At 57.0% G+C, this 24,907-nt stretch carries 21 protein-coding genes; 3 read left to right on the top strand and 18 right to left on the bottom strand.

The features are described 5' to 3' along the window. Positions 1-3: 3 nt before the first annotated feature. Positions 4-1,263 (bottom strand): serine/threonine protein kinase, encoded by a 1,260-nt coding sequence (locus IPP88_07470; protein ID MBL0122567.1) that lies wholly within the window; start codon positions 1,261-1,263, stop codon positions 4-6. Beyond that, the gene (locus IPP88_07465) at positions 1,254-2,150 is read right to left on the bottom strand and encodes a PEGA domain-containing protein (protein MBL0122566.1); all 897 of its coding nucleotides are present in this window, start codon (positions 2,148-2,150) and stop codon (positions 1,254-1,256) included. The genes IPP88_07470 and IPP88_07465 overlap by 10 nt, the downstream gene beginning before the upstream one ends. A gap of 213 nt (positions 2,151-2,363) precedes the next feature. Here IPP88_07465 and IPP88_07460 point away from each other — a divergent pair, with 213 nt between their 5' ends. Both IPP88_07460 and IPP88_07455 read left to right on the top strand, forming a co-directional pair. Next, positions 2,364-2,693: a hypothetical protein gene (locus tag IPP88_07460; GenBank protein MBL0122565.1), complete on the top strand. Its 330-nt coding sequence runs from the start codon at positions 2,364-2,366 to the stop codon at positions 2,691-2,693. Between the two features lie 112 nt (positions 2,694-2,805). After that, on the top strand, positions 2,806-3,108 hold the full coding sequence (locus IPP88_07455) for a hypothetical protein (GenBank protein MBL0122564.1): 303 nt from the start codon (positions 2,806-2,808) through the stop codon (positions 3,106-3,108). Positions 3,109-3,280: 172 nt separating this feature from the next. Here the strand turns inward: IPP88_07455 and IPP88_07450 are convergent, their stop codons facing one another. From IPP88_07450 to gyrA, 16 genes are all read right to left on the bottom strand, one after another. Beyond that, complete coding sequence (locus IPP88_07450; GenBank protein MBL0122563.1) at positions 3,281-6,280, bottom strand: diguanylate cyclase; 3,000 nt, start codon at positions 6,278-6,280, stop codon at positions 3,281-3,283. A gap of 106 nt (positions 6,281-6,386) precedes the next feature. Next, positions 6,387-7,382, bottom strand: a complete 996-nt coding sequence (rfaD, locus tag IPP88_07445) for an ADP-glyceromanno-heptose 6-epimerase (protein ID MBL0122562.1) — start codon at positions 7,380-7,382, stop codon at positions 6,387-6,389. A gap of 22 nt (positions 7,383-7,404) precedes the next feature. After that, positions 7,405-8,340, bottom strand: coding sequence for a D-glycero-beta-D-manno-heptose-7-phosphate kinase (gene rfaE1 / locus IPP88_07440; protein MBL0122561.1), 936 nt, complete (start codon positions 8,338-8,340; stop codon positions 7,405-7,407). Positions 8,341-8,463: 123 nt separating this feature from the next. Continuing rightward, a complete protein-coding gene (locus tag IPP88_07435; protein MBL0122560.1) occupies positions 8,464-9,801 on the bottom strand; it encodes a UDP-glucose/GDP-mannose dehydrogenase family protein in 1,338 nt (445 codons plus the stop codon). Between the two features lie 2 nt (positions 9,802-9,803). Then, positions 9,804-10,574, bottom strand: coding sequence for an orotidine-5'-phosphate decarboxylase (gene pyrF / locus IPP88_07430; GenBank protein ID MBL0122559.1), 771 nt, complete (start codon positions 10,572-10,574; stop codon positions 9,804-9,806). A gap of 32 nt (positions 10,575-10,606) precedes the next feature. Next, positions 10,607-11,908, bottom strand: coding sequence for a lipopolysaccharide assembly protein LapB (locus IPP88_07425; GenBank protein ID MBL0122558.1), 1,302 nt, complete (start codon positions 11,906-11,908; stop codon positions 10,607-10,609). A 28-nt stretch (positions 11,909-11,936) separates the two neighbouring features. Further along, entirely contained in the window at positions 11,937-12,374 is a 438-nt protein-coding gene (locus IPP88_07420; protein ID MBL0122557.1) for a DUF1049 domain-containing protein, read from the bottom strand. A 26-nt stretch (positions 12,375-12,400) separates the two neighbouring features. Beyond that, complete coding sequence (locus IPP88_07415; GenBank protein ID MBL0122556.1) at positions 12,401-12,730, bottom strand: integration host factor subunit beta; 330 nt, start codon at positions 12,728-12,730, stop codon at positions 12,401-12,403. Positions 12,731-12,827: 97 nt separating this feature from the next. After that, on the bottom strand, positions 12,828-14,567 hold the full coding sequence (rpsA, locus tag IPP88_07410) for a 30S ribosomal protein S1 (protein MBL0122555.1): 1,740 nt from the start codon (positions 14,565-14,567) through the stop codon (positions 12,828-12,830). 170 nt (positions 14,568-14,737) lie between these two features. Beyond that, positions 14,738-15,394 (bottom strand): (d)CMP kinase, encoded by a 657-nt coding sequence (locus IPP88_07405; GenBank protein ID MBL0122554.1) that lies wholly within the window; start codon positions 15,392-15,394, stop codon positions 14,738-14,740. A gap of 8 nt (positions 15,395-15,402) precedes the next feature. Beyond that, positions 15,403-16,716 carry a 3-phosphoshikimate 1-carboxyvinyltransferase gene (gene aroA / locus IPP88_07400; GenBank protein MBL0122553.1) on the bottom strand — a complete coding sequence of 438 codons (1,314 nt, stop codon included), beginning with the start codon at positions 16,714-16,716 and terminating at the stop codon, positions 15,403-15,405. Further along, positions 16,713-17,597 carry a prephenate dehydrogenase/arogenate dehydrogenase family protein gene (locus IPP88_07395; GenBank protein MBL0122552.1) on the bottom strand — a complete coding sequence of 295 codons (885 nt, stop codon included), beginning with the start codon at positions 17,595-17,597 and terminating at the stop codon, positions 16,713-16,715. Before IPP88_07395 ends, aroA begins: the two co-directional genes overlap by 4 nt. A 92-nt stretch (positions 17,598-17,689) precedes the next feature. After that, positions 17,690-18,814, bottom strand: coding sequence for a histidinol-phosphate transaminase (locus IPP88_07390; protein ID MBL0122551.1), 1,125 nt, complete (start codon positions 18,812-18,814; stop codon positions 17,690-17,692). A gap of 124 nt (positions 18,815-18,938) precedes the next feature. Further along, positions 18,939-20,006: a prephenate dehydratase gene (gene pheA, locus IPP88_07385; protein MBL0122550.1), complete on the bottom strand. Its 1,068-nt coding sequence runs from the start codon at positions 20,004-20,006 to the stop codon at positions 18,939-18,941. A gap of 138 nt (positions 20,007-20,144) precedes the next feature. After that, entirely contained in the window at positions 20,145-21,233 is a 1,089-nt protein-coding gene (serC, locus tag IPP88_07380) for a 3-phosphoserine/phosphohydroxythreonine transaminase (protein MBL0122549.1), read from the bottom strand. A 94-nt stretch (positions 21,234-21,327) separates the two neighbouring features. Continuing rightward, entirely contained in the window at positions 21,328-23,877 is a 2,550-nt protein-coding gene (gyrA, locus tag IPP88_07375) for a DNA gyrase subunit A (protein MBL0122548.1), read from the bottom strand. Positions 23,878-24,242: 365 nt separating this feature from the next. Here gyrA and IPP88_07370 point away from each other — a divergent pair, with 365 nt between their 5' ends. Then, entirely contained in the window at positions 24,243-24,884 is a 642-nt protein-coding gene (locus IPP88_07370) for an OmpA family protein (protein ID MBL0122547.1), read from the top strand. Positions 24,885-24,907 lie beyond the last annotated feature (23 nt).

Raw genomic sequence — 24,907 nt, 5'->3', positions numbered from 1 at the left:
CGTTCAGTACAACGCAATGACCAGCGCACCAACAATGGCCGTGATGATCATGATAACTACCCCCCAGCTGCGCGTGTACCTGAACCGTGGCGCGAGACGTGAATTCGACGCTGAACTTGTTGTCAGGTTTGTAACGTCCTCGACCGATGGCTGCGCGAGTCGCACCAACGCCTTCGCGGAATCGAACCGGCGCGAAAGCAGCAATAGCGTGGCGGGCGGATTGAATGCGGGGTCCGCATGCCACGGCACCGTAGTCGCGTCATTGCCAGGAGCATTTTCGTTGGCATCGGCAACTCGAAATCGTTCCGTCGGCAATCTTGAACGATGCGTCGCCGACTTGGCGACCCCGGCATGGCGCGGCACGGTCGCGGCGACATCAAGCGGGATAGTCGTCTCACCAATTTCCCGCGGTGGCGCGGGGGCATCGTCCAATGCCTCCTGGCAGGCGACAAGATCGGCCGCCAATTCGCCCGCGCTCTGATAGCGCGCATTGACATCTTTCTGCAAGGCCTTGGCGATGATGAGATCGAGGAATTCCGGCACGGCAGGGTTCAGCTGGCTGGCGCGCGGCGGCGAGGTATTGACAATTGTGTACATCAGGTCGCCGATGTCATTTCCGGAAAACGGTGGCATGCCGGCCACCATTTCGAACAGCACCACACCCAACGAAAAAACATCCGATCGATGATCGACGCGGCGCCCGGCCACTTGTTCGGGTGACATGTATTTTGGAGAGCCCAGTACCAGACCCACCTGCGTCTTGACCTCCGAGACGCGCATCCGCGCAATACCGAAATCCATGATCTTGGCGTGGTCACCACGCAATACCATGATGTTCCCGGGCTTGATATCGCGATGCACCACGCCTTGCTCGTGCGCAAATTCAAGGGCACTCGCGACCTGCGCCGCGAGACTCAACACCAGCGGCAGCGGCATGCGCCCCGCCGCCATCAGGTCGCGCAGTTCCACGCCTTCCAGAAGCTCCATCGCAATGTATGCCCAGTTACCTTCGCGCCCGGTATCGTAAATGGTGATGATGCCCGGGTGGTTAAGCCCACCGGCTGCCTTGGCTTCCTGATAAAAACGTGCCTGATATTCTGCGGATTCGGCGGCATCAGACGAAAGCAGCACCGCCTTCACCGCCACCTGACGGCCAAGTGTGGGATCGTCGGCTTTGTGCACGACACCCATCGCACCGCGCCCCAGTTCTTCGAGCACGCGATATCGGCCGATATGACTGAGTTCCAGACGGGTTATTGCCAAAACTTGAGCCCTTCCAGAATCCCGCGGTTCTTCTTCGCCCCCGGGGCGATGAAAGAGTGCTTCACTTGCAACTGCTCGCCCGGGTTCAGGTTCACCTCGGTCACAAACGGCGGAAACTTCCCATGGCGTACCTCGACCGTGTGCGGGCCGGCGGCGACTTGCACGCGCGTTACGGCGGGCGCCCGGCCTTTCGTCACACCGTCGATAAAGATCTCCCCCTGCGGTCGAATGTCGAATGCCAGAAATGCCGGCTGACGGGATTCCACCAGGCTCTGCAGCGCAAATCGCGCGCCGACACCGAGAGCCAGTATTCCGACACACGCGAGCATGACCATTCCCATGCGCCGGCGAGCACGTGCGCGCGTTGCCGCATCATCGATTGAAAAGAGTTCATGCGCGCGGACATGCGCGTCAGTAAAAGTTCCCGCTGGCTGAAATTGCACCGCGAGGTCCGGCGCACTTTCTGCCAGCACATCGCGAAATGATCGCGACACCACCAGACCACCCGCGGACGCGAATGCGGCAATGCGCATGGCCGCGTCGATGCCGTCGCCCATCAACCCCGACTCGCCACCCTCACCCATCGACAGCGTTACAGGACCATGATTGACACCGACCCCGAACGGGCCACCCGAAGTGGAGGCAACGGCACGTTGCGCGGCCTGCAGCGCGCCACGCGGATCAGACAGCACAACGAGGGCGGCACCGTCCAGCGCGTCAAGGATGATTCGGTCCTGCTCATTGAGCGGCACGGAAGCGGACGCAATCGCCGCATCCAGTTGCGTGCGGAGTTTGGCTTGTTCAGGGACCGGTTTGTGCGCAAACCCAGGAATCCCAAGGAATACCACGCTGGCAAGCGGACTAAAGGCCTCGGTTTCACTACTCATGCGGTCTCTGGTTTGGATGCTGCAGGAATTGTACCCGAGTTGATCGCCGCGGCATGTTGCGGCGGGTCATGACCACGAATAACGCCAACTCGGACAAAGCACCACCGGTCAGGATCCGTAAGTATCCCCCGGCAACAAAGCCGGGGGATACTTACTATTCGCTCGGCGAGCGTCACCAATTCCGCATTGGCAATTATTGGTAACGCGACGCCAATGTATTCCGGCCGCGATATCACGGTGACGCTCACCGGTATCGCCGATAACCAGCGCGCGATTGTCTCGTTCACCGGCATCGATGGCGGCTCGGGTGCGCAAGCGGCAATTGGATTTCTGGTTGGCGACGTGAGCAGTTCGCGTGCCGTGAACGCATTGGATATCAGTGCCATCAAGGCGCATGGCGGCCAACTTGTGACGGCGGGCAATTTCCAGTTTGACCTTGATGCGAGCGGGAGTATCGACGGACACCATGTATCAGCCGTCAAGGCGCTCTTGAAAAATCATTCGGCGACATTTATTCCGAGACCTGCGCTCATGCGAACGTGAAGAATCACGCACAACACAAATGAAAGCAGGCGGCGTCAACGCGTTTTCAGGTGCTTGCGTTATCGCTCAGCCGGCCGCCATACCGCTGCCATCCACTATTCGAGGAACTGAAATGAAAAAACTGATCGTCGCAATTCTCGTCGCTCTGCCCCTGTTCGCCACATCCGCCTTCGCAGCCACGCCGCAACAAAGCAAGATGGCCGCTTGTTCGAAGGAAAACAAAGGTCTCAAGGGAGATGATTACAAGGCTGCTCAAAAAGCATGCCTGTCGAAAGATGCCGTTCCCGCGAAGGCCGCCGCCACCACAGATAAGCCCACCACACAGAAAAAAAAGATGGCCGCCTGCGCAAAAGAAAACAAAGGCCTGAAGGGCGACGAATACAAGAAAGCCCAGAAGGAATGCCTCAGCAAGTAAAGCGATTGATTTAGCAAAATCAGGGCGCACGTTGGTGCGCCCTTTATTTCGTTCATGATCATAGCGAAAATCAGTAAAACTCAAGCACTGTAGCGGCGTTTTCGGCATTTTTGCCCCGTAACGCCCGCCAATGCTGGGGTTACAATGCGCGAATGGGCGGGTATCGTGATCACTACACACAAACGCGATTGCGCCCGCCCGCCTTGGCGTCATAGAGGCGCGCATCTGCCAGCGCCAGCAACCGCTCGTAGCTCGATTCATTCGTGAGCGTCGCCAGGCCAAAGCTCATGGTGACTTTCAGGCCGGGATTCTTGCTGGCCCAATCAAAGCCCTCAATGGCGGCCCGCAAGCGTTCGCAAATTTGCCGCGCCACATCGAGATCCGCCTCCGGCAACACCAGCACGAACTCCTCGCCGCCGTAACGGCCCACCATGTCGATACTCCGGCATCCATCTTTCAGGATATTGGCCACTTCGCGCAGCACATCGTCGCCGACGGCATGCGAGTAAAAGTCATTAATTTTCTTGAAGAAATCGAGATCAGCCAGGGCTACCGTGAGAGGCCGGACGTTGCGCACGGCACGTTCAAACTCGTGGGCAAGAATACGATCCAGTTCGCGGCGGTTGCCAAGTCCGGTGAGGCTGTCTTCCTTGGACAGGCGTTCATATGCTTGCGCTGCATCCGCGACTTGTACCAGCAGGAGGGCTTTCTCACTATTGGTGGCTTCGAGCTTTTGCTTTTCCAATTCCAGATCCTGGGTGCGCTCATCGACCATGCGCTGCAAGCGTCTGCGTTGCGCATTCAATTGTGCAATGCGCCCGCGATATATGACGAATACCAGCATGATGAATACCACTGCAAAGAGCAGGCGAAACCAGGTTGTCTCATGAAAGCGCGGCAGATGTTCCAGCGTCAACATTGCACCCGGTTCGCTCCACGCGCCGCCTTCCCGGGCTGCCAGCACACTGAACTGATATTTCCCCGGGCCAACATTGGTGTAGACGGCTTTTGCTTCACGGCCCGCATCCACCCAATCCGGATCGAAGCCTTTTAACTGATAGCGATAGCGCACTTTTTCCGGGTCCGCAAGACTCAGGCCCACGTAGGAAATTTCTACCCGGTGCTTGCCGGGTGGCACGTTAATACTCCCCGCTGCATCAGGAATCGCCCGTTCGGTATCAACCAGGACTTCCTTGATATGAACCGGCGGCGCGCGCAGGTCGATTCCGGCCTCGCGCGCCGGATCGGCAATCGCAATTCCACGCGCGGTGGGAAACATCAAGCGGCCATCACGTGCACGCCAGCCGGCCGGCTGCGTGGCGCCATTGCACTGCGCGGTTGCCATGCCCTCTGACCGTCCATAGGTCGCGGGCTCAAGTTTCTGGCGTTTTCCCGCGACCAGCTCGGCCAATTGGGATTTCGAGATCTTGATGATGCCGCGATTTCCGCAAGTCCAAATTTGGCCGAGATGGTCGTCGAGTGCGCTGAAGTAGGTTTGTTCCGGCACGCCTTCGCTGGACAACAGGCGGCGCACCCGATGATCGGATGCGGCCTGCCCGGGCTGCACATACGCAAGGCCGCCGCTGGTACTCACCCAGATGCGTCCCTCCATGTCGGCATTGAGCGCGAGAACCGAGGATTCCATGCCCGGCAACTTGACGACGAGCGCCGATTCGCCGCGCTCAATGATGCCGAGGCCGCCACGTGTGCCAACCCAAATGCGACCATCCTTGTCTTCCAGCAACGCACTCACTTGTTCACTGGGCAACCCGGCGTCCATCTGCATGTGCGAGACCGGCACATCGCTTTTCCAGGATGCTTTGATGAGACCGTTACTCGTGCCCACCCACAGCGTGCCGTTGCTGGCCGCCAGAATCGCCCGCACCGGCACGACTGAAATACCGAATTTCACCGAGACCGGCTCGATATTCTCGCCCACCAGACGGTGAATACCCCCTCCATTGGTGCCGACCCAGAGCGTCCCGTTGGGATCCTCTGCCAGCGATAGCACCGCACCGTTTATGAGCCCCTGCGCGCGGCCATATCGGCGCACTCCCGTAGCCGTGACGGCAAACAAGCCGTCCGCGGTCGCCACCCAGATCCGACCGGTTCGGTCCTCGAGCACGGCGCGCGAAAATTCTTCGGTGAGGCCCTTGCGAACGCCCCACGTTGCGATTCGTGCGTCGCGAAAGCGATTGACGCCGCCGTCCGTACCGATCCAGATACTGCCATCGCTGTCCTCGAAAATATCGCGCACATTGTTGTTGGTGAATCCGTCGGGCGTGGCGAATCTTTCAAAGGCATTTCCCGTCAGCCGGTAAACACCTTCAAGACTGCCTACCCAGACGCCGCCATTACGGTCGACCAGCAAACGCGTCAGGGCATCCGTCGCCAATCCCTGCGTACGTCCAAAGCGGCGGATGTTGTGCGGGTGTCCCCCGTCACGCACGGCGATGCCCTGGCCGTTGGTCGCGATCCACAAGCGCTTGTCGCGATCTTCGACAATCGCGGCAATGCTTGCCGAATCAAGCCACGTTCCGGTGGGGTTTACAACAAATCTGCCGTCTCGAAATGCTGCGAGTCCGCTATCTGTACCGACCCAAAGCCCGCCGTCGGATGTAGCCGTCGCCGCCGCAACTGAATTTGACGGCAGTCCGTCGGCGACGGTAAAAACGCGCGCCTCGCCGTTGCTTATTTGTGCCAGGCCACTTGAACCAATCGCCGCCCAAAGCTTCCCCGCGCCATCCTCAGCCAGCAAATTGACCGTACCCGTAGGAAGGTTTCCTTTCGGACGAATCGCCTCAAACTTGCCCTGCGAATAGCGGACGAGGCCTGCGTCGCGCAGTCCCAGCACCAGACTGCCATTTTTGGTCACCAGAAGCGTCGCCACGCCGCTACCCCGCAAGGCAGGCGCGTTGAACTGATTGAAGACCGTGAAGGCGATTCCGTCGAACCGCGCCGCGCCCTCATGCGTGGCAAACCATAAATAGCCATCTGGCGTTTGCGCCACGCTGCGCACCGTACTGTGCGGCAGGCCGTCGTCCACCGACCAGGATTGGTGCGTCAAGTCACTGAGCGGTTTGAAGGTATCGAGCGCAATGGCCGGGCTCGATGCCGTGCAGACCCACAAATGAAATGTCAGCAAAAGCGCGGCGACAAAATGGCGCGTCAAAGACTGATTTGAATCACGCGGCAGGTGAGATTTAGGCCATGGCACGCAGGCATTATATGGGCTTGCGAGTATGCAATTGGAAACACACCAGTTGAATCAATCGCGTCTACCTGACGGAAGCCAGCCACGGTATGTAGCGTGACACGCCCTGCTCCACCGTGAGGAATTCTTCCGTGTAGCCGGCGGCGCGCAGCCGGGCGGGATCGGCCTGGGTGAAGCTCTGGTACTTTCCCTTGAGCGCCTCCGGAAACGGGATGTACTCGATAAAACCTTGTGCCTTCAATTCATCCAGCGAAAGCGCACCTTTGCCCTCGAGCGCGCGGCAGGCGTTCATGCTTGCGACCGCGACATCATTGAACGTCTGGCTGCGACCGGTACCCAGATTGAAAATTCCGGAGAGTTCCGGATGATCAAGGAAATGCAAGTTCACCTTGACAACATCTTCTATCGATACAAAATCGCGACGCTGCTCACCGTTGGCATAACCATCATTTCCCTCGAACAGCTTGATTTTGCCGCTGGCGCGGTATTGGTTGAAGAAGTGATACGCAACCGAGGCCATGCGGCCTTTGTGATTTTCACGCGGGCCATACACATTGAAATAGCGAAATCCGGCGATCTGCGCGGAGGCGTTGACCAACAGCGGACGCACCGCCTGGTCGAACAGAAACTTGGAATAGCCGTAGACGTTCAGCGGTGCTTCGCATTCGCGCGTTTCCGAGAACACCGTGCCGCCGCCGTACACCGACGCCGACGAAGCATAGAGGAAAGGCACTGCTTCCTCCTGGCACCATTCCATCAGCGACAACGAATAGCGGTAATTGTTCTCCATCATGTAGCGGCCATCTGTTTCCATGGTGTCCGAGCAGGCGCCCTGATGCAGGATGGCGTCGATGTCGCCGCCAAGTTCGCCCGATTCGACGACCTGGAGAAAATCGTTCTTGTCGACGTATTCGGCAATCTCGCAATCGACGAGATTTTTGAACTTGTCGGCCTTGGTCAGGTTATCGACGGCGACGATATCGGTAATGCCCCGATCATTCAGCGCCTTGACCAGGTTACTGCCGATTAGCCCGGCAGCGCCGGTCACGATGTAGGTCATGTTGTGTGGTTCCTATGTAATCTCAGGTGAGTTCGGCGAGCATTTCCTCGCGCGACACCGTGGCCGTACCGAGCTTGCCGACGACAATTCCCGCCGCCAGATTGGCGATGTGCATGGCGTCGATCATCGATGCACCTGCTGCCAGCATCAATCCCATCGTCGCGATGACCGTATCGCCCGCGCCGGAAACGTCGAATACTTCGCGCGCGCGGGTGGGTTCGTGTGCGGCACCTTCCGCGGTGAAAAGCGTCATGCCTTCTTCCGACCGCGTGACCAGCAATGCATCGATGTCGAGTTCTTGTCGCAACTTGTCTGCCTTTCCGGCAAGCTCCACTTCATTTTTCCAGCGCCCGGCATATTCGCGGAATTCGCCGCGGTTGGGCGTCAGCAAGGTAGCGCCGCGATATTTGGAATAGTCGTCGCCCTTGGGGTCGACCAGGATGCGTTTGCGATGGCGTCTCGCGGCATCGATCATCTTCGACACGTGGGTGAGCCCGCCTTTGCCGTAGTCGGACAGGATCACCGCATCCACGCCATCGACCAGCGACTCGAAATCGCCCAACTTGTCCTCGAGTACTTCGCGCGAAGGCGGTGTCTCGAAATCGATGCGCAAGAGTTGCTGCTGGCGGCCGATTACCCGCAGCTTCACGGTAGTCGGCAATTGTGCGTCCTTGTGAAACAGCGTGACGACGTGTTCTTTTTCCAGCAGCGCCGCCAGCGAGCGTCCCGCCTCGTCATCGCCGACCACTGACAGAAGTGTTGCCTTGCCTCCAAGTGAGACGATATTGCGCGCAACGTTGGCCGCGCCGCCGGGACGCTCTTCGGTGCGTTGAACATGCACCACCGGCACCGGCGCCTCCGGCGAAATGCGTGAGACATCGCCAAACCAGTAGCGGTCCAGCATCACGTCACCGACGACGAGGACATGGGCGTTGGAACAGTCCGGAAGTTTTAGCACGGCATTGAGACTAAATGACAAACACCAGAGTTGGCGCGCTTCTCAGGCACTTTTGTGCCCAAACACCGCGCCATTGCTGGTGTTTTGGTTTTTGATCGGCGCTTCCTGAAATGCATCTGCGGTTCAAATGCCCTGCGCCTGCGCGCGACCGATCGGGTAGTAGTCGAAACCAAGGTCGCGCATGCTGGACGGCTCGTAAAGATTTCGACCATCAAAAACCACCGGCGTCTTGAGTGCCGCTTTCATTGCAGCGAAATCGGGCGCACGAAAATTCTTCCACTCGGTGACGATGGCCAGCGCGTCCGCGCCGGCAAGCGCGTCGTTGGCACTCTCCGCCAATCGGACGTTTCCATTTCCCGCGAGGAGGTGTTTTGCTTCATCCATGGCGACGGGATCGAAGGCGACAATCTTCGCGCCGCGCTGCGTGAGATCGTCAATCAGCACCAGGCTCGGCGCCTCGCGCATGTCGTCGGTATTCGGTTTGAATGCCAGGCCCCACAGGGCGAAGGTCTTGCCGGCAAGATTTTCGCCATAGCGCTTGACGATTTTTTGCGTCAGTACGTGCTTCTGCGCATAGTTCACGCGCTCAACCGCGTCCAGCAACATGAGATTCATGCCGGCGGCGGTCGCCGTACGCTGCATGGCCTGGACGTCCTTGGGAAAACAAGAGCCGCCATAGCCGATTCCCGGATACAGAAACTGATAGCCAATGCGTGGGTCGGAGCCAATGCCTTTGCGCACCGACTCGATGTCCGCACCCAATCGTTCGGCCAGCAATGCAAGTTCGTTCATGAACGAAATGCGGGTCGCCAGCATCGCGTTGGCGGCGTACTTGGTCAACTCCGCCGAACGTACGTCCATCACCATCAGGCGATCATGGCTGCGCTGGAAAGGCGCATACATTTTACGCATGGTCTCGATTGTCTCCGCATCATCCGCGCCGATGACGATGCGATCCGGACGCATGAAATCTTCGACCGCCGCACCTTCCTTCAGAAACTCCGGATTCGAGACGACCGAGAATTTGATATCGACACCGCGTGCTTTCAATTCTTCCGCGATGGCCTCGCGAACACGATCTGCCGTGCCAACCGGGACCGTGGACTTGTCGATGACGATCTTCGGGCTCGTCATGTGCCGGCCAATGTTGCGCGCCGCCGCGACCACATATTGCAGATCGGCCGAACCATCTTCGCCGGGCGGCGTGCCGACGGCGATCATCTGGATGTCACCGTATGCGACACCTTCGGCGATATCAGTCGAGAACTTCAGACGACCGGCCGCGACATTGTTCGCGACGATCTCCTTCAGACCTGGCTCGAATATGGGAATGCCACCGGATTTCAACGTGTCAATCTTCTTCGGGTCGATATCGATGCATAGCACGCGATTGCCGACATCCGCGAGACATGCGCCTGTCACCAATCCGACGTAGCCGGTTCCTACAACGGTAAGTTTCATGATTATTTTTCGGGCGCCTTGTCGAGCGCCATCAGTTGGTTATTAATCTCGTTCAATCTGGCAATGGGATCCTTGGCGTGTGTAATGCTGCGGCCGATAACCAGATAGTCAGCACCCATTTTAATCGCATCCACCGGCGACACCACGCGTTGCTGATCGCCTTTTGCATCGTCCGCCAGACGAATGCCCGGCGTGACATTCAGGAAATTCCCGGTCGACGCTTTCGTCAAAGGAAAAGCCGACTTCAGCATTGGGGCTTCCTCGGCAGAACAAACGACGCCATCCAGTCCGGCATCGAAGCAAAGCTGTGCGAGTCGCAATACCTGAGCCTTGGCGTCTGGCGCGGTGCCGCCGATACCGCAAATACCGATATCGGCGAGGTCCGTCGAACTCAGGCTCGTCAGTACCGTGACACCGATAAGCAGGGGTTTATGCCCGGCCGCGGAATCAATGGCCTCCCGCGCGGCGGCCAGCATCGCCCGCCCGCCGCTGGCGTGAACATTGAGCATCCACACACCCAACTTTGCCGCCGCCCGGCAGGCACCGGCAACTGTATTGGGAATGTCGTGGAATTTGAGATCGAGAAATACATCGAAACGGCGCTTGACCAATTCTTCAATGATCGCAGGACCGGTCGCCGTAAAGAGTTCCTTGCCGACCTTTACGCGGCACAACGCGGGATCGAGTTGATCGACCAAGCGCATGGCACTTGCCGCGTCCGGAAAATCAAGCACGACAATGACCGGTTTTCTCCTGTGATCATTGTTACGCATGTTCATTCTCATACTGTCGCCCCCACGATTCATCATTGAGCGGTCTTTTCCACATGCGCCGCCTTCTCAGCCTGTGAACGGGACAGGTGCCGCTCCGCCGTGTCGTATTCCGCCGTCAGCCGTGGCGGAAATGTCTCCCATCCGCCGCAGGCGGGGCATTGCCAGTGAAATTGCCTGGCCTTGAATCCACAACTGCCGCAAAGATAAACTGCCAGCCGGCTCGAATGCGTATGGACAAGATTTTTCAATACCTGCAGGTCAGCTTTCTGGTCCTCAGGCGCCGCGAGTATTTGCGCCTCAAGCAGCCTGTCTAGGCCAACCAGCGTGGGATTGCGGCGCAGATCGTCTTTGACCAGTTCGTAAGCGCCCTCAGGCCCGTCCTCCTCAAGCGTGACATGAAACAAGGCATTGAGCAGATCCAGGGCCGGGTATTGTTGCTGCAGGGACCGCAACTCGGCTAACCCCTGCTGCATTTGGCCAAGGGCCTTGAAACTCGACAGAATCTTTTCGGCCATCAGGCCAAGATAGGCCGGATCCTGCTGCTTGATCTTGCGCCACGTGGCGATCGCGTCACCGTGGTGGCCCGCAGCAACCAGGCATTCGACACGGATCAGATGTGCGCGCACGCATTTCGCATTTGCGTTGAGCGCATCGTCGAGATGCCGCTTAGCGTCGTCAATGCGGCCTTGCTGCTGCGCCTGGAGCGCAAGCTCGCAATGGTAGTTCGCGATGGCGCGTCGCATCTGGGCACCGGCTCTTTTATTGTCATTGCCGCTTTCCGGACTGCTATCGACCTCGCTTTCACGATCGCCGGCAGATCGTGAGTTCGCGGATGCATCGCCGCCGGCCCGCAGGCGCTCCGCGACATCCACGGCTTTTGTCCAGTCGCGTTCCTGGACGTAGATGTCCAACAGGTGCTTGAGCGTTTGCGATTGTTGCTGCCTGTCGCCGGCGGGTTTCGCCGACAAATCCAGAAGTATGCGTTCAGCGTGATCCAGCAATCCCGCCTTCTGGTAATCCCGCGCCAACTCCAGCAATGCGTTGGTTCGGTGCTCGACGTCAAGATTCATCCGCTCGGAAAGCTCCTGATGCACCCTGACCGCGCGATCGATTTCGCCGCGACGGCGGAACAGGCTTCCCAGCGCAAACTGTAGCTCAACGGCTTCAGGATTGGCCTTGGTCACTTCGATAAGAGATTCGAGTGCCTTGTCTGGCTGCTCACTGAGAAGGAAATTAAGGCCCTTGAAATACGACTGCGGCATGGCGCGCGATTCCAGCAATAGCTGCTTGATGTCGATTCGCGCTACCAGCCAGCCCATTCCAAAGATGGCCATTGCACCGAGAAAAAGCCACGGCAACCACTCAAACATTATTGATATTCGCGGTCGTGGTCGCAGTCGTGGCCGCAGGAACAGTCGTAGCCAATGCGGGCAAGACCGCGTCTGCCTCGCGCGTCTTATGCTGGAGCGCGCGATTGAGCTTGCGAACCTCGCGCTTCAATCTGAAGATGCTCGGCAACGAAGCCAGCAAGCCCAATAGCAGGCCACCGCCAAAAAATGCGAGCAGAAACAGCGCGAGCGGCGCCTTCAGCGACGAATCGAGATATCCATGCAGTTCGACCGGATCTGCATTTTTAGCCGCAAACCAGACAAAAAGAAGGATGACGATGACGCGCACAATCCAGATCAGAATTTGCATGACTAACACCTGGTGGAGAGTTGCAATATTGTAAGCTTGGCAACGCCCCCGCAGCCGGCGAGTAACCAAAATGCCCGAAAAAAAAGCCAGATGCGTTTCCACATCTGGCTATTACATTGGAGGATCATCTAATCGCCGTGTGCAGCATCGACCGAGGCGGCGGAATAGGCCGCATCATCGATCAGATCGACGCGTTCACGCAACTCCTTGCCCGCCTTGAAATGCGGCACATACTTCTTCGGCACCTGCACTTTTTCGCCGGTCTTGGGATTGCGCCCGGTCCGGGGTGGCCGGTAATTCAGGCCGAAGCTGCCGAAACCGCGAATTTCAATTCGGTCGCCCTGCGCAAGTGTCTGCGACATCGCGTCGAGCATCGTCTTCACCGCCAGTTCGGCATCCTTGGGCGCAAGCTGACTATGGCGTGCACTCAGGATTTCAATCAATTCAGACTTGGTCATGGATTTCACGAGGCTATTCCTGAAATCGTTGTTACCGCAATGGGGCCATGCAGACAAAGGTGCCGCGCTTTCGCGCGGCACCCGTATCAACGTGCTCTTAGTTGTTTTCGCCCTGCTTCATCTTTGCCTTCAGCAACGCACCCAGGTTTGTGGTGCCCGCATTGTTCGGCGCGTCATCGACCATTTTCTTCATGGCGTCCTTTTCTTCAGCGGCATCTTTCGCCTTGATGGACAGGTTGATGTTGCGCGTCTTGCGGTCGACATTGACGATTACCGCTTCGATCTCGTCGCCTTCTTTCAGGTGCGTGCGGATGTCCTCAACCCGCTCGCGTGAAACTTCCGACGCGCGCAGATAGCCTTCGATATCACCCGTCAACGCAATTGTTGCGCCTTTGGCATCGATCGACTTGACGGTACCCCTTACCAGCGTGCCCTTGTCATTGATCGCGGTGTAGTTAGTGAAAGGATCGTCGTCCATTTGTTTGATGCCGAGCGAGATACGTTCACGCTCGACGTCGATGGCCAACACAACCGCTTCCAGCTCGTCGCCCTTCTTGAAGTTCTTGACAGCTTCTTCGCCGGCAACATTCCAGGAAAGATCGGAAAGGTGGACGAGACCGTCGATATTACCCGGCAGGCCGATGAACACACCGAAGTCGGTGATCGACTTGATGGTACCTTTGACTTTTTCGCCCTTCTTGTGGGACATCGAAAACTCATCCCACGGGTTTGCCATGCACTGCTTCATGCCAAGTGAAATACGACGACGCTCTTCGTCAATTTCGAGGATCATGACTTCGACTTCATCACCCAGCGAAACCACCTTGGCGGGGTGCACGTTCTTGTTGGTCCAGTCCATTTCGGAAACGTGTACCAGGCCTTCGATGCCGGCTTCGATCTCGATGAACGCGCCGTAGTCGGTGAGGTTGGTCACCTTGCCGAACAAACGCGTGCTTTGCGGATAGCGGCGCGACAGGCCCGTCCATGGATCATCGCCCAACTGCTTCATGCCGAGCGAGACACGGTTCTTTTCCTGATCGAACTTGAGGATCTTGGCTTCGACTTCATCGCCTACATTCAATACTTCCGACGGATGCTTCACGCGACGCCATGCGAGATCGGTGATATGCAACAGACCATCGATACCGCCCAGGTCCACAAACGCGCCGTAGTCGGTGATGTTCTTGACGATACCCTTGACGATGGCGCCTTCCTTCAGCGTCTCCAGCAGCGCCTGGCGCTCAACGCCGGCCGAGGCTTCCATCACTGCGCGACGCGAGACCACCACGTTATTGCGCTTGCGATCGAGCTTGATGACCTTGAATTCGAGTTCCTTGCCTTCAAACGCGGAGGTGTCTTTCATTGGACGGGTGTCAACCAATGAACCCGGCAGGAACGCGCGGATGCCGTTGACCATAACCGTCAGTCCGCCTTTGACCTTGCCGGAAACCATGCCGGTGATGATGGTGCCCTTGTCCAGCGCGACATCGAGTTCATGCCAGGCAGCGAGTTTCTTCGCGCGTTCGCGGGAAAGCTTGGTGGCGCCATAGCCGTCTTCGAGGGCTTCGATGGCAACCGTGACAAAGTCGCCTACTTTTACTTCGAGCTCGCCTTTGTCATTCTTGAATTCTTCAACGGGGATCACGCTCTCGGATTTCAATCCGGCGTTCACAACAACGATATTTTGATCGACCAGCACCACTTCGGCGGTGATCATTTCACCGATTCGCATTTCCTGGCGCGTGAGGCTTTCCTCAAACAACGCGGCGAAACTGTCGACCGGGTGGGGAATCTTGGGGGCTTTGGGAGGCTTGACTGCTTGGGCTGTTGCGGACATGGAGACTGCACCTTCGGTTAAGTCACAATCCAGGCGGAATGTGACGGTTAATAAACACCCGTTTTCTATGGGAAAGCGGGCACCTTGCTACAAAAAAACTCGCTGTCTGGGGAGGTATCGGCTTCATTCAAACGAATGCAGCGTGGAAAAAACGGCATTCGATCAAACACCTATCCGCAATTTCGATACAGACCAAGGACTTTTTCAACCGCATCATCGGCAGAAATGTCAGTCGTATCAATGAGATAGGCGTCAGGAAAGTGCTTCAGCGGCGCGACCGGACGACTCATATCTCTTTCATCCCGAATACGCAGTTCCTTCACAACGTCGCGCATTATCGCAGACATTCCTTTTTGTTTCAACTGCTTAGTGCGTCTTTCGGCGCGAGCCTCAACGCTTGCTGTCAAGAAAAACTTGATTGTCGCATCGGGAAACACTACGGAGCCCATATCCCGTCCGTCGCATACCAATCCCGGGGCAACTCGAAAATCACGTTGGCGCTTCAGCAGGGCTTCGCGAACATGAGGAAATGCCGCAACACACGACGCTTTCTGGCTGACGGCCTCGGTTCGGATTTCGTCGGTGACATCCTGCCCATTCAGCCATACCTTGTCGTCTCCGAAAGTGACGTCAAGTCTGCCCGCCAAATTCGCCACGCCAATCTCGTCAACAAGGTCGAGACCAGCGCGTTGCGCGGCCAACGCCGCCAACCGATAAAGCGACCCGCTGTCGAGATAGTGAAAGCCAAGACGATTGGCGACTTTCTGCGCAACCGTACCTTTGCCCGACGCCGTGGGGCCATCAATCGCAATCACCGGGATATTCAACGGCTGATTCAAGTCCGCGCGCCTTCAGTCAACGAAGCCAGCACCTTGAAATAATCAGGAAAAGTTTTTGCTACGCAGCCAGGCTCATTAATCACCACTGGCACCCCGCCCAGCGACACGAGCGAAAAACACATTGCCATGCGGTGATCGTCGTAGGTATCGATGGTTGCATTCGGCGTCAGGTGCTTGGGCGGCGTGATTCGTATGTAATCGGTGCCTTCATCCACGGTTGCGCCGACCTTGCGCAATTCGATGGCCATCGCGGCAATACGATCCGTTTCCTTCACGCGCCAGCTGCCGATGTTTCGAATCACAGTCGGCCCGGTGGCAAACAAGCCACACATCGCGATGGTCATGGCGGCATCTGGAATGTGGTTCAGGTCCGCATCAATCGCCTGAAGTTTTCCTGTCGCCGGCGCCCGGGCTTCGATCCAGTCATCTCCCATTTCGATACGCGCCCCCATCCGTGCAAGCGTTTCCGCAAAACGAACATCACCCTGGATGCTGGACTTGCCGACGCCATGCACGCGTACCGGTCCACCAGCAATGGCGCCCGCGGCGAGAAAATATGACGCGGACGATGCGTCGCCTTCAACGTGAATTGTCCCCGGGCTTTGAAAACGGCTTTCAGCGGGAACGACAAAGGCGCTCCACCCTTCGCGCACAACGTTCACACCAAATCGCGCGAGCAGATTCAACGTGATATCGACGTAAGGTTTGGAAATCAGCTCACCGACCACTTGCACGCGAACATCGCGGCTCAACAGCGGAAGCGCCATCAGCAACGCGGAAAGAAACTGGCTGGAAACATTGCCGCGAACGTTTGCCACGAACGAAATTGCCGGCCGGTACGGCAGTATTTCAAGCGGCGGATAACCTGCCGCTTTCAGATATCGAATCTGCCCCCCAAGTTCAGCAAGCCCATCAACCAGATCACCAATCGGTCGTTCGTACATGCGCGCCACGCCGCTCAACGTGTAATGTCCATCGCCAAAAGCCAACGCCGCGGTCAGGGGCCGAAATGCCGTACCGGCGTTGCCGAGGAACAGCTCGGCTTCCTTCACCGGAAAACTTCCTCCGCAACCGAACACCTGATAGTCGTCCCGCGCCAACGTGTCAATGCGCACACCGAGCTTTTGCAGTGCGGCCAGCATTACGTCCGTATCATCTGATTTCAGCAAGCCGCGCACAATCGTTTCGCCATCGCAAAGCGCAGCCAGCAACAGGGTGCGGTTGGAAATGCTTTTTGAGCCAGGCAAAGTGATGTCGCCTTCCACATGCATGCATGGCGCAAGCGCAAGCGACGACGGATACGTACTCATGCCGATTCATCGCGAAAATGATCGAGCTCGCCGGCCAGCCATTTGTCGCGGGCCTCCCGGGCACGCGCCATCAGCACTTCGATGGCCGCGCCATCTCCCGCGGCCAGCGCATCACGCAATTGTTTTGCGTGCGCGAGATAGCGGTCAAACTCCGCGACCACCGCATCGCGGTTGTTGAGCGCAATATCGCGCCACATTTCTGGCGACGAGCTGGCGATGCGGGTGAAATCGCGAAATCCCGAGGCCGCGAAGGAAAACAGGTTTTTCGCGTTCGGTCGCAAGGCAAATTCATCAACCAGAGCAAACGCCAGCAAATGCGGAAGGTGGCTCACCGCCGCGAATATTTCATCGTGCGTTTTCGCGGGCATTTCGACGACATTTGCGCCGCAGGCACGCCACAATGAACGAACTTGTTCGATCGCCGCCGGCACATTCTCCGCGAGCGGTGTCAGGACGACGTTCTTACCTTCAAAAAGTTCGGATGCCGCCGCCGCGAAACCGACATGCTCCCGGCCGGCAATCGGGTGCCCGGGAACGAATTGCGAGATTTTATTGCCGAGATGCACGCGGGCCGCAGTGATCACACTCTGCTTGGTGCTGCCGACATCCGTCACCACGGTATTCGCACGCAGATGCGGGAACATGGCGTCAAACACCACCGCCGTCTGCGCGACCGGTACCGACACAAAGACGATATCCGCCCCTTCAATTGCGGCGAAAGTCGATCCGCATGAATCAATGGCACCACTGCGCAGCGCCAGATCCAGTTGCGATTCATCGCGGTCAAAGGCTGTGATGTTGACTTCTGGCCATGCATTACGCAACGCAAGTGCGACGGAGCCACCAATCAATCCAAGGCCGACAATTGCAATATTCAGCATTTCCGGAGCCTAAGTGTCCGACTGGCGGGCGTTTCCAGCCATTTTTGGCCTGAAAGGTTCGCCAATGCTAGTGTTTCACTTTCGGTACCCACCTAGGCTGCCTTCCGCGTCGCCTGATCGAGCGCCGTGAGGAACCGATCATTTTGGGCACGGGTGCCAATGGTCACACGCAACCAGTCCGGCATGCCGTATCCGGCGATGGGGCGAACGATTACGCCCTGTTTCAGGAGCGCATGGAATACCGCATTCGCATTCGTATCCACTTCACCGCTTCCGACCCTGAAGGTGATGAAGTTTCCGTAGGGAGGAATAACCGCAATGCCCCGCCTCGAAAGTTCCGCGCCAAGGTATGCAATGCCGTCGGAATTGACCTGGCGGCTCCTCGCGATAAATTCATCATCGTCGAGCGCGGCGGTCGCGGCGACCATGGCGAGGTGATTGACATTGAACGGCTGACGCACACGATTCATTAGCGCAATGAGGTTTTCATTCGCAAGCCCGAAGCCGACCCGCAAGCCCGCCAATCCATAGGCTTTGGAAAGCGTGCGGGAGATAATGAGATTGGGAAATTCCTTGAGCCAGGGCACGCTGTTATACGCAAGCGTTGCGTCCAGGTACTCGGTATAGGCTTCGTCGAGTACCACCAGCACATTGGCAGGCACCCGCTTCAGGAATGCATGCAACTTGTCCGCGACCACAAACGTACCGGTCGGGTTGTTGGGATTGGCCAGAAACACAATGCGTGTGTCAGTTCGAATGGCGGCGAGCATGGCATCCAGATCATTGCCGAATTCCATCGCAGCAACTTCTATGCCGGTGGCGCCAACCGCCTGTGTCGCCAGCGGATAAACCGCGAACGCATGTTGGGAATACACCGCGGATGTACCCGGCGCCAGAAAGGTTCGTGCGGCGAGTTCAAGAACATCATTGGAGCCGTTGCCTAGAATTATCTGCTCGGGCCTCACGCCAAATTTACGGCAGATGACTTCTTTCAATGCGAAGCCGCTGCCATCGGGATACAGCGCCAGATCGTTCAGCGCTTTCTTGATGGCTTCAATTGCCTTTGGTGAAGGGCCAAGCGGATTTTCGTTGGATGCGAGTTTGATGATGTCCGCTTCCTCCATTCCCAGTTCCCGCGCCACGTCGGAAATCGGTTTTCCGGGTTGATACGGAGCGATGGAGCGGATGTATTCGGGAGCGAGATCGGTGAGGTTCATTTTGGAATGGAAAGATCAAAGACGGGCCACGGATTTCACGGATAAAGTCAGATCGACAGAAAAACTCGCACGGACAAACTTGCTTTTGTCCGACCTTATCCGTGTGATCCGTGGCAAATAGCTTTTATATGACCGCAACCGGATAAGAGCCAAGCACCTTCACGTAGCCCGCGATCTTGCGCAACTCGGCCAACGCGTCAGCGACATTGGCATCGTCCTGATGACCGTCGATATCGACGAAAAACAAGTAATCCCACACCGCCACTTTCGACGGACGCGACTCGAACCGGCTCATTGACACACCGCGCTGCGCAAATGGCGTCAGCATTTCATACACCGCACCTGCCCGATTGGCGGCTGAGAGTACCAGCGAGGTTTTGTCCTTTCCCGTGGGCTTGGGTTCGTAATTTCCGAGGATCAGAAAGCGGGTGGTGTTATTGGGCTCGTCTTCAATATTGGAAGCCAGGATGGTCAACTTGTAGTGCTCGGCCGCCATTTCACCGGCAACCGCCGCCGAGAAAGGCTCCAGCGATGCGCGGCGCGCGGCCTCCGCGTTAGAGGCAACGGCTACGCGCTCGGCATGCGGCAGGTAGGCGTTCAACCATTCGTGGCACTGGGCCAGCGATTGACCGTGCGAAAACACGCGCTGGATAGCCGGGTACTCGGCAATATCGGACGCCATCAGGTGGTGGTGAATGCGAATCAGCACCTCGCCACAGATTTTCAGCGGTGTTTGCGGCATCAGATCGAGCGATCGACCGACAGCACCTTCTGTCGAGTTTTCCACCGGCACGACACCAAAATCCGCCGCCGCCGATTCGACACTGCGATAGACATCGTCGATACTTGCGCACGGCACGGTGACGCCGCCTTCGCCAAAGTGCTTTACCGCCGCGCGTTCGCTGAAGGTGCCTTGCGGCCCCAGATACGCGACCGTGACCGGACGTTCAAGCGCCAGACACGCCGACATGATTTCGCGGAACAGTCGCGCGACGACTTCATCCGGAAGCGGACCTTCATTCAACTTCTGAATGCGGCGCAAGACTTCCGCTTCGCGCTCGGGACGATAGGCCTGCCCGACTTTGAGCGATCCCACCTTGCGCGCAAGTGCCGCGCGCGCATTCAGGCTGGCGAGGATTTGCTCGTCGAGGGCATCAATTTGGGCGCGAAGTTTGGAAAGATCGTCGGACATCGAATGGATATTTTCAACAGGGGCTAAACCGGGCAAAAAACTGCACGCAACATTACCGGTAATTTAACTGAAAACGATGCAATTGCCGCGATCAATATACGAAGTATTGGCAATACGGACGGTAGAGCAACCGCTCAATCAGCCATTGCGCGTGGCGAAGTCCTGCATGAACGCTACAAGCGCCGCAACCCCGGCCATGGGCATGGCGTTATAAAGCGATGCCCGCATGCCCCCGACCACTTTGTGGCCCTTCAAAGCAGCCAATCCGGCATTCGCTGATTGTTCCAGAAAGGCAGCGTTCAACGATTCATCCTTGAGAAAAAACGGCACGTTCATGCGCGAGCGATCATCAACCGCGACGTCGTTGCGATAAAAGCCACCCGATTGATCAATACAGCCATACAGCATGCCGGCTTTCTCGATATTCTGCCTTTCCATTCCAACAAGGCCGCCCTGCTTCCTGAGCCACTTGAAGGTGAGGCCCGCCAAATATACGGCAAAGGTTGGCGGCGTATTCAACATCCAGTCATTGGCGGCTTGCTGGGTATAGTCAAAAACCGAGGGCGTCATCGGGTGTGCGCCGCCAAGCAAATCCTCGCGGACGACGACAAAGGTGAGGCCTGAGGGGCCAATGTTTTTTTGCGCGCCGCCATACAGGCAACCGTATTTCGACACATCCATCGGCCGCGACATGATGTGTGAAGAGGTGTCGGCCACCAGCGGCACATCATCGTCAATTTCCGGCGTCCAGAAATATTCAACACCGTGAATGGTTTCATTGGTACAAATATGCCGGTAAGCCGCGTCCTTGTTCGATTTCCAGACACTTTGCTTCGGCACGTAGGTGAACTTCCGGTCCTCGCTTGAGGCGATGACGGCGACTTCACAATACTTACGTGCTTCCTTGATCGCACCCGCCGACCAGTGGCCGGTGTTCACATAGTCCGCCTTGTGCCTGCCGCGGAGCAGGTTCATCGGCACCAGCGAAAATTCACCCTTGCCGCCGCCCTGCAGGAACAGGATCTTGTAATTCGCCGGGATCGCGAGGAGTTCGCGGAAATCGCGCTCAACTTCAGCGGCCACCTCCATGAAAACTTTGCCGCGATGGCTCATCTCCATGACCGACATTCCGGTGCCGTGAAAATCCAGCAATTCGGCCTGCGCCTGTCGCAACACCTCTTCGGGAATCGCCGCAGGGCCTGCGGAAAAATTGAACACACGAGACATTACTTGCCCGCCCGTTTCACCGCGCCCATCGAAGTGAACGCGGAAATACCGGATCCCTCCCGGCACGGGTCGGCGCGGAACCGTTTCAGCGAGTTCACGCTTCGTCTTCCTCGTCCGATTCGACCACCTTCTGCAATCCGGAGAGCTTCTGGCCGTCATCGAGGTTAATTAATGTCACGCCCTGCGTGGAGCGACCCATTTCGCGGATCTGCTGCACCTTGGTACGTATCAGCACGCCACCGGTCGTGATCATCATGATCTCATCTTCGGGCCGCACCAGCACCGCGGCCACGACCTTGCCATTGCGTGCCGAGGTCTGGATCGCGATCATGCCTTGTGTGCCGCGGCCATGACGCGTGTATTCGGATATTGCAGTACGCTTGCCATAACCATGCTCGGTCGCGGTCAGTACCGAATCCTGTTCATTCTCGGCCACCAGCATCGAGATGACCTTGCCGCCCTTCGCCAGATTCATGCCGCGCACACCGCGGGTATCGCGTCCCATGGATCTGACGTCGCTTTCTTCAAAGCGTACGGCCTTGCCTTCATTTGAGAACAACATGACATCGTATTTTCCGTCTGTCAGCGCAACGCCAATCAGGTTGTCACCCTCGTCAAGCGCGATGGCGATGATGCCGGCTTTGCGCGGGTTGCCAAAGTCGGACAGGGCAGTTTTCTTGACCACGCCTTCGCTGGTTGCAAAGAACACAAACTTGTCTTCGGCGAATTCCTGCACGGGCAATACCGCGCTGATCTTTTCACCTTGCTGCATTTGCAGCATATTCACGATCGGCTTGCCACGCGATGCTCGCGAGCCCTGCGGAATTTCGTACACCTTTACCCAGTACACGCGCCCTTTATTCGAAAAACATAGTACGTAGTCGTGTGTCTTGGCGATAAACAACGTGTCGATAAAGTCATCTTCCTTCATCGCGGTTGCCTGTTTGCCACGGCCACCGCGCTTCTGTGCACGGTAGTCTGCCACCGCCTGATACTTGATGTAGCCGGCATGCGACATCGTTACGACCACTTCCTCGTTGGCAATCAAATCCTCAATGGACATTTCCTGGCCGTTGTTGACGATTTCCGACCGACGTTTGTCGCCGAACTGCTCCTTGATGACCCTGAGTTCCTCGGAAATCATGCCCGTCACGCGTTCCGGCTTGGACAGAATGTCCAGCAGGTCGGTGATGGTTTCCATGACCTCCTTGTACTCTGAAACGATTTTGTCCTGTTCCAGACCGGTCAAGCGCTGCAATCGCAATTCCAGAATGGCCTGTGCCTGTGCATCCGAGAGGCGATAGCCGTCATTCTGCAAGCCGAAATCCTTGTGCAATCCTTCCGGACGATATTGATCCGCCATCGCCCTTGTTAGCATTTCCTCGACGAGCTTTGAACGCCAGATGTTATTCATCAAGCCTTCCTTGGCAATCGCCGGGCTCGCCGATTTCTTGATCAGTTCGATAATCTCATCGACATTCGACAACGCAACCGCGAGACCTTCGAGCACATGCCCGCGTTCGCGGGCCTTGCGTAATTCGAACACAGTGCGGCGTGTGATGACTTCCCGGCGATGGCGAAGGAAAACCTCAATGAACTGTTTCAGGTTGAGCAGGCGCGGCTGGTTCGCGACCAGCGCAACCATGTTCATGCCGAACGATTCCTGCATTTGCGTCATCTTGTAGAGATTGTTCAGCACAATCTCCGGGACTTCACCGCGCTTCAATTCGATCACCGCGCGCATGCCGGATTTATCCGATTCATCGCGCAGGTCCGAAACTCCTTCAAGCTTTTTGTCGCGCACCAATTCGCCGATGCGAACCAGCAGGTTCGCCTTATTTACCTGGTATGGCAATTCGTCGATGATGATGGCTTGGCGGCCACCTTTCTCGAGATCCTCGAAATGACACCGGGCGCGCATGATGCAGCGTCCGCGCCCGGTGCGATAACCATCACGCACGCCATCGAGCCCGTAAATGATTCCGGCCGTCGGAAAATCCGGCGCCTTCACGATCTGAATCAAGTCCTCGATATCCACTGCGGGATTCGCCAGGACTACCTGGCATGCGTCGATGACATCAGACAAATTGTGTGGCGGAATGTTGGTCGCCATTCCCACAGCAATACCGGTTGAGCCATTCACCAGCAAATTGGGAAAGCGCGCCGGAAGCACCAGCGGTTCCTGTTCCTTGCCGTCGTAGTTGGGACCAAAGTCGACGGTTTCACTATCAATATCCGCCATCAGTTCCGAGGCAATCTTCTGCATCCGGCACTCGGTGTAGCGCATAGCTGCGGCATTGTCACCGTCGACCGAGCCAAAGTTTCCCTGACCATCGACCAGCATGTAGCGGAGCGAAAAATCCTGCGCCATCCGCACCATCGTGTCATAGATGGCCGTGTCACCGTGCGGGTGATACTTGCCCATAACGTCACCGACGATTCGCGCACATTTGACGTAAGGGCGGTTATGGACGTTGTTGACTTCCTGCATGGCAAACAGCACACGCCGGTGCACGGGCTTCAATCCATCGCGCGCGTCCGGCAGGGCGCGGCTAACAATTACGCTCATCGCATAATCGAGAAAACTCTTTCGCATCTCCTCTTCGATACTGACAGGAAGGGTTTCTTTGGCGAATTGCGGCAATAGCGGTTCAGTCACGAGGTTGCTCTTCTGTAAGAACTTGATTTATAATGGCTTTTTAGGCCGGATAACACTTAATTTTAGCATAACGTCCGTCAAAAGAACATTCCTTCGTGCAAAACCACAAGGCGTTTGGTCATGTCACCGCTAACGCACACCACAGGTTGTGTTTCCGCGTCAAATTGCACCAATGTCACTTTTCTTGTTGTTTATTTGCAACTTCGACACCATGCGCGTTGCAAATCCACCAACGTAAGGTTGTGTCTGGCAAATCGATTCGTGTATGATTTCGTCAGTAATTTATAAAGATTCGCCCCCAAATCCGCTTTTAACGACAATAATTCCTTCAATCCTCTTGGGAGTACGAAATGAAGAGTTCCCTGTTCGCCAAATTCCTCGCAGCCGCTTCGGTTGCTGTCGTTAGCGTCGCGTACGCAAACGACCTGCCGGTCGTGACTGATTCTTCGGGTGCCCCGATACGAGACGCCTCCGGAAATTGTGTATTGTCCAGTGGCATCAATCACCCGGATTGCACCACAAAGAAAGCGGAACCGGCAAAACCCGCTGTGCCAGCAAAGCCTGCTGAGCCGGCGAAACCCGCAGCCCCGGCCGCTCCCGCTACTCCGGCCGCACCGGCTGCTCCTGCTTCCGTCAAGAAGGCCATCACCATCCAGGCAGAAGCCCTGTTCGATTTCGACAAGTCCGTACTGAAGCCTGCTGGCAAGAAGTCGATCGACGACGCCGTGGCGAAGATGGCGGGAATTGACGTGGAAATCGTTATCGCAACAGGTCATACAGATTCAATCGGTACTGATTCGTACAACCAGAAACTTTCCGAGCGCCGTGCCACTTCCGTCAAGGAATATATGGTATCCAAGGGAGTTGCGGCAGCGAAGATCACGACGCTGGGCAAAGGTGAAACCCAACCGGTCGCCACCAACAAGACCGGCGAAGGTCGCGCCAAGAATCGCCGTGTGGACATAGAGTTCAAAGGCGTAACATCGAAGTAAGCTATTCAATGTTCGACAAGAGC

The organism is Betaproteobacteria bacterium, assembly GCA_016720925.1.
Taxonomy (GTDB): Bacteria; Pseudomonadota; Gammaproteobacteria; order Burkholderiales; family Usitatibacteraceae; genus UKL13-2.
This window is presented reverse-complemented; position numbering and strand designations above follow the sequence as displayed.

What these genes read in the sequence shown, in the direction of transcription:
- serC (MBL0122549.1), bottom strand. Translation starts at nt 21,233, where the DNA reads ATGTCTCGTGTGTTCAATTTTTCCGCAGGCCCTGCGGCGATTCCCGAA.
- IPP88_07455 (MBL0122564.1), top strand. Translation starts at nt 2,806, where the DNA reads ATGAAAAAACTGATCGTCGCAATTCTCGTCGCTCTGCCCCTGTTCGCC.
- IPP88_07460 (MBL0122565.1), top strand. Translation starts at nt 2,364, where the DNA reads ATGTATTCCGGCCGCGATATCACGGTGACGCTCACCGGTATCGCCGAT.
- IPP88_07435 (MBL0122560.1), bottom strand. Translation starts at nt 9,801, where the DNA reads ATGAAACTTACCGTTGTAGGAACCGGCTACGTCGGATTGGTGACAGGC.
- IPP88_07390 (MBL0122551.1), bottom strand. Translation starts at nt 18,814, where the DNA reads ATGAACCTCACCGATCTCGCTCCCGAATACATCCGCTCCATCGCTCCG.
- aroA (MBL0122553.1), bottom strand. Translation starts at nt 16,716, where the DNA reads ATGAGTACGTATCCGTCGTCGCTTGCGCTTGCGCCATGCATGCATGTG.
- IPP88_07465 (MBL0122566.1), bottom strand. Translation starts at nt 2,150, where the DNA reads ATGAGTAGTGAAACCGAGGCCTTTAGTCCGCTTGCCAGCGTGGTATTC.
- IPP88_07415 (MBL0122556.1), bottom strand. Translation starts at nt 12,730, where the DNA reads ATGACCAAGTCTGAATTGATTGAAATCCTGAGTGCACGCCATAGTCAG.
- IPP88_07395 (MBL0122552.1), bottom strand. Translation starts at nt 17,597, where the DNA reads ATGCTGAATATTGCAATTGTCGGCCTTGGATTGATTGGTGGCTCCGTC.
- pheA (MBL0122550.1), bottom strand. Translation starts at nt 20,006, where the DNA reads ATGTCCGACGATCTTTCCAAACTTCGCGCCCAAATTGATGCCCTCGAC.
- IPP88_07425 (MBL0122558.1), bottom strand. Translation starts at nt 11,908, where the DNA reads ATGGCCATCTTTGGAATGGGCTGGCTGGTAGCGCGAATCGACATCAAG.
- rpsA (MBL0122555.1), bottom strand. Translation starts at nt 14,567, where the DNA reads ATGTCCGCAACAGCCCAAGCAGTCAAGCCTCCCAAAGCCCCCAAGATT.
- pyrF (MBL0122559.1), bottom strand. Translation starts at nt 10,574, where the DNA reads ATGCGTAACAATGATCACAGGAGAAAACCGGTCATTGTCGTGCTTGAT.
- rfaD (MBL0122562.1), bottom strand. Translation starts at nt 7,382, where the DNA reads ATGACCTACATCGTGACCGGCGCTGCCGGGCTAATCGGCAGTAACCTG.
- IPP88_07370 (MBL0122547.1), top strand. Translation starts at nt 24,243, where the DNA reads ATGAAGAGTTCCCTGTTCGCCAAATTCCTCGCAGCCGCTTCGGTTGCT.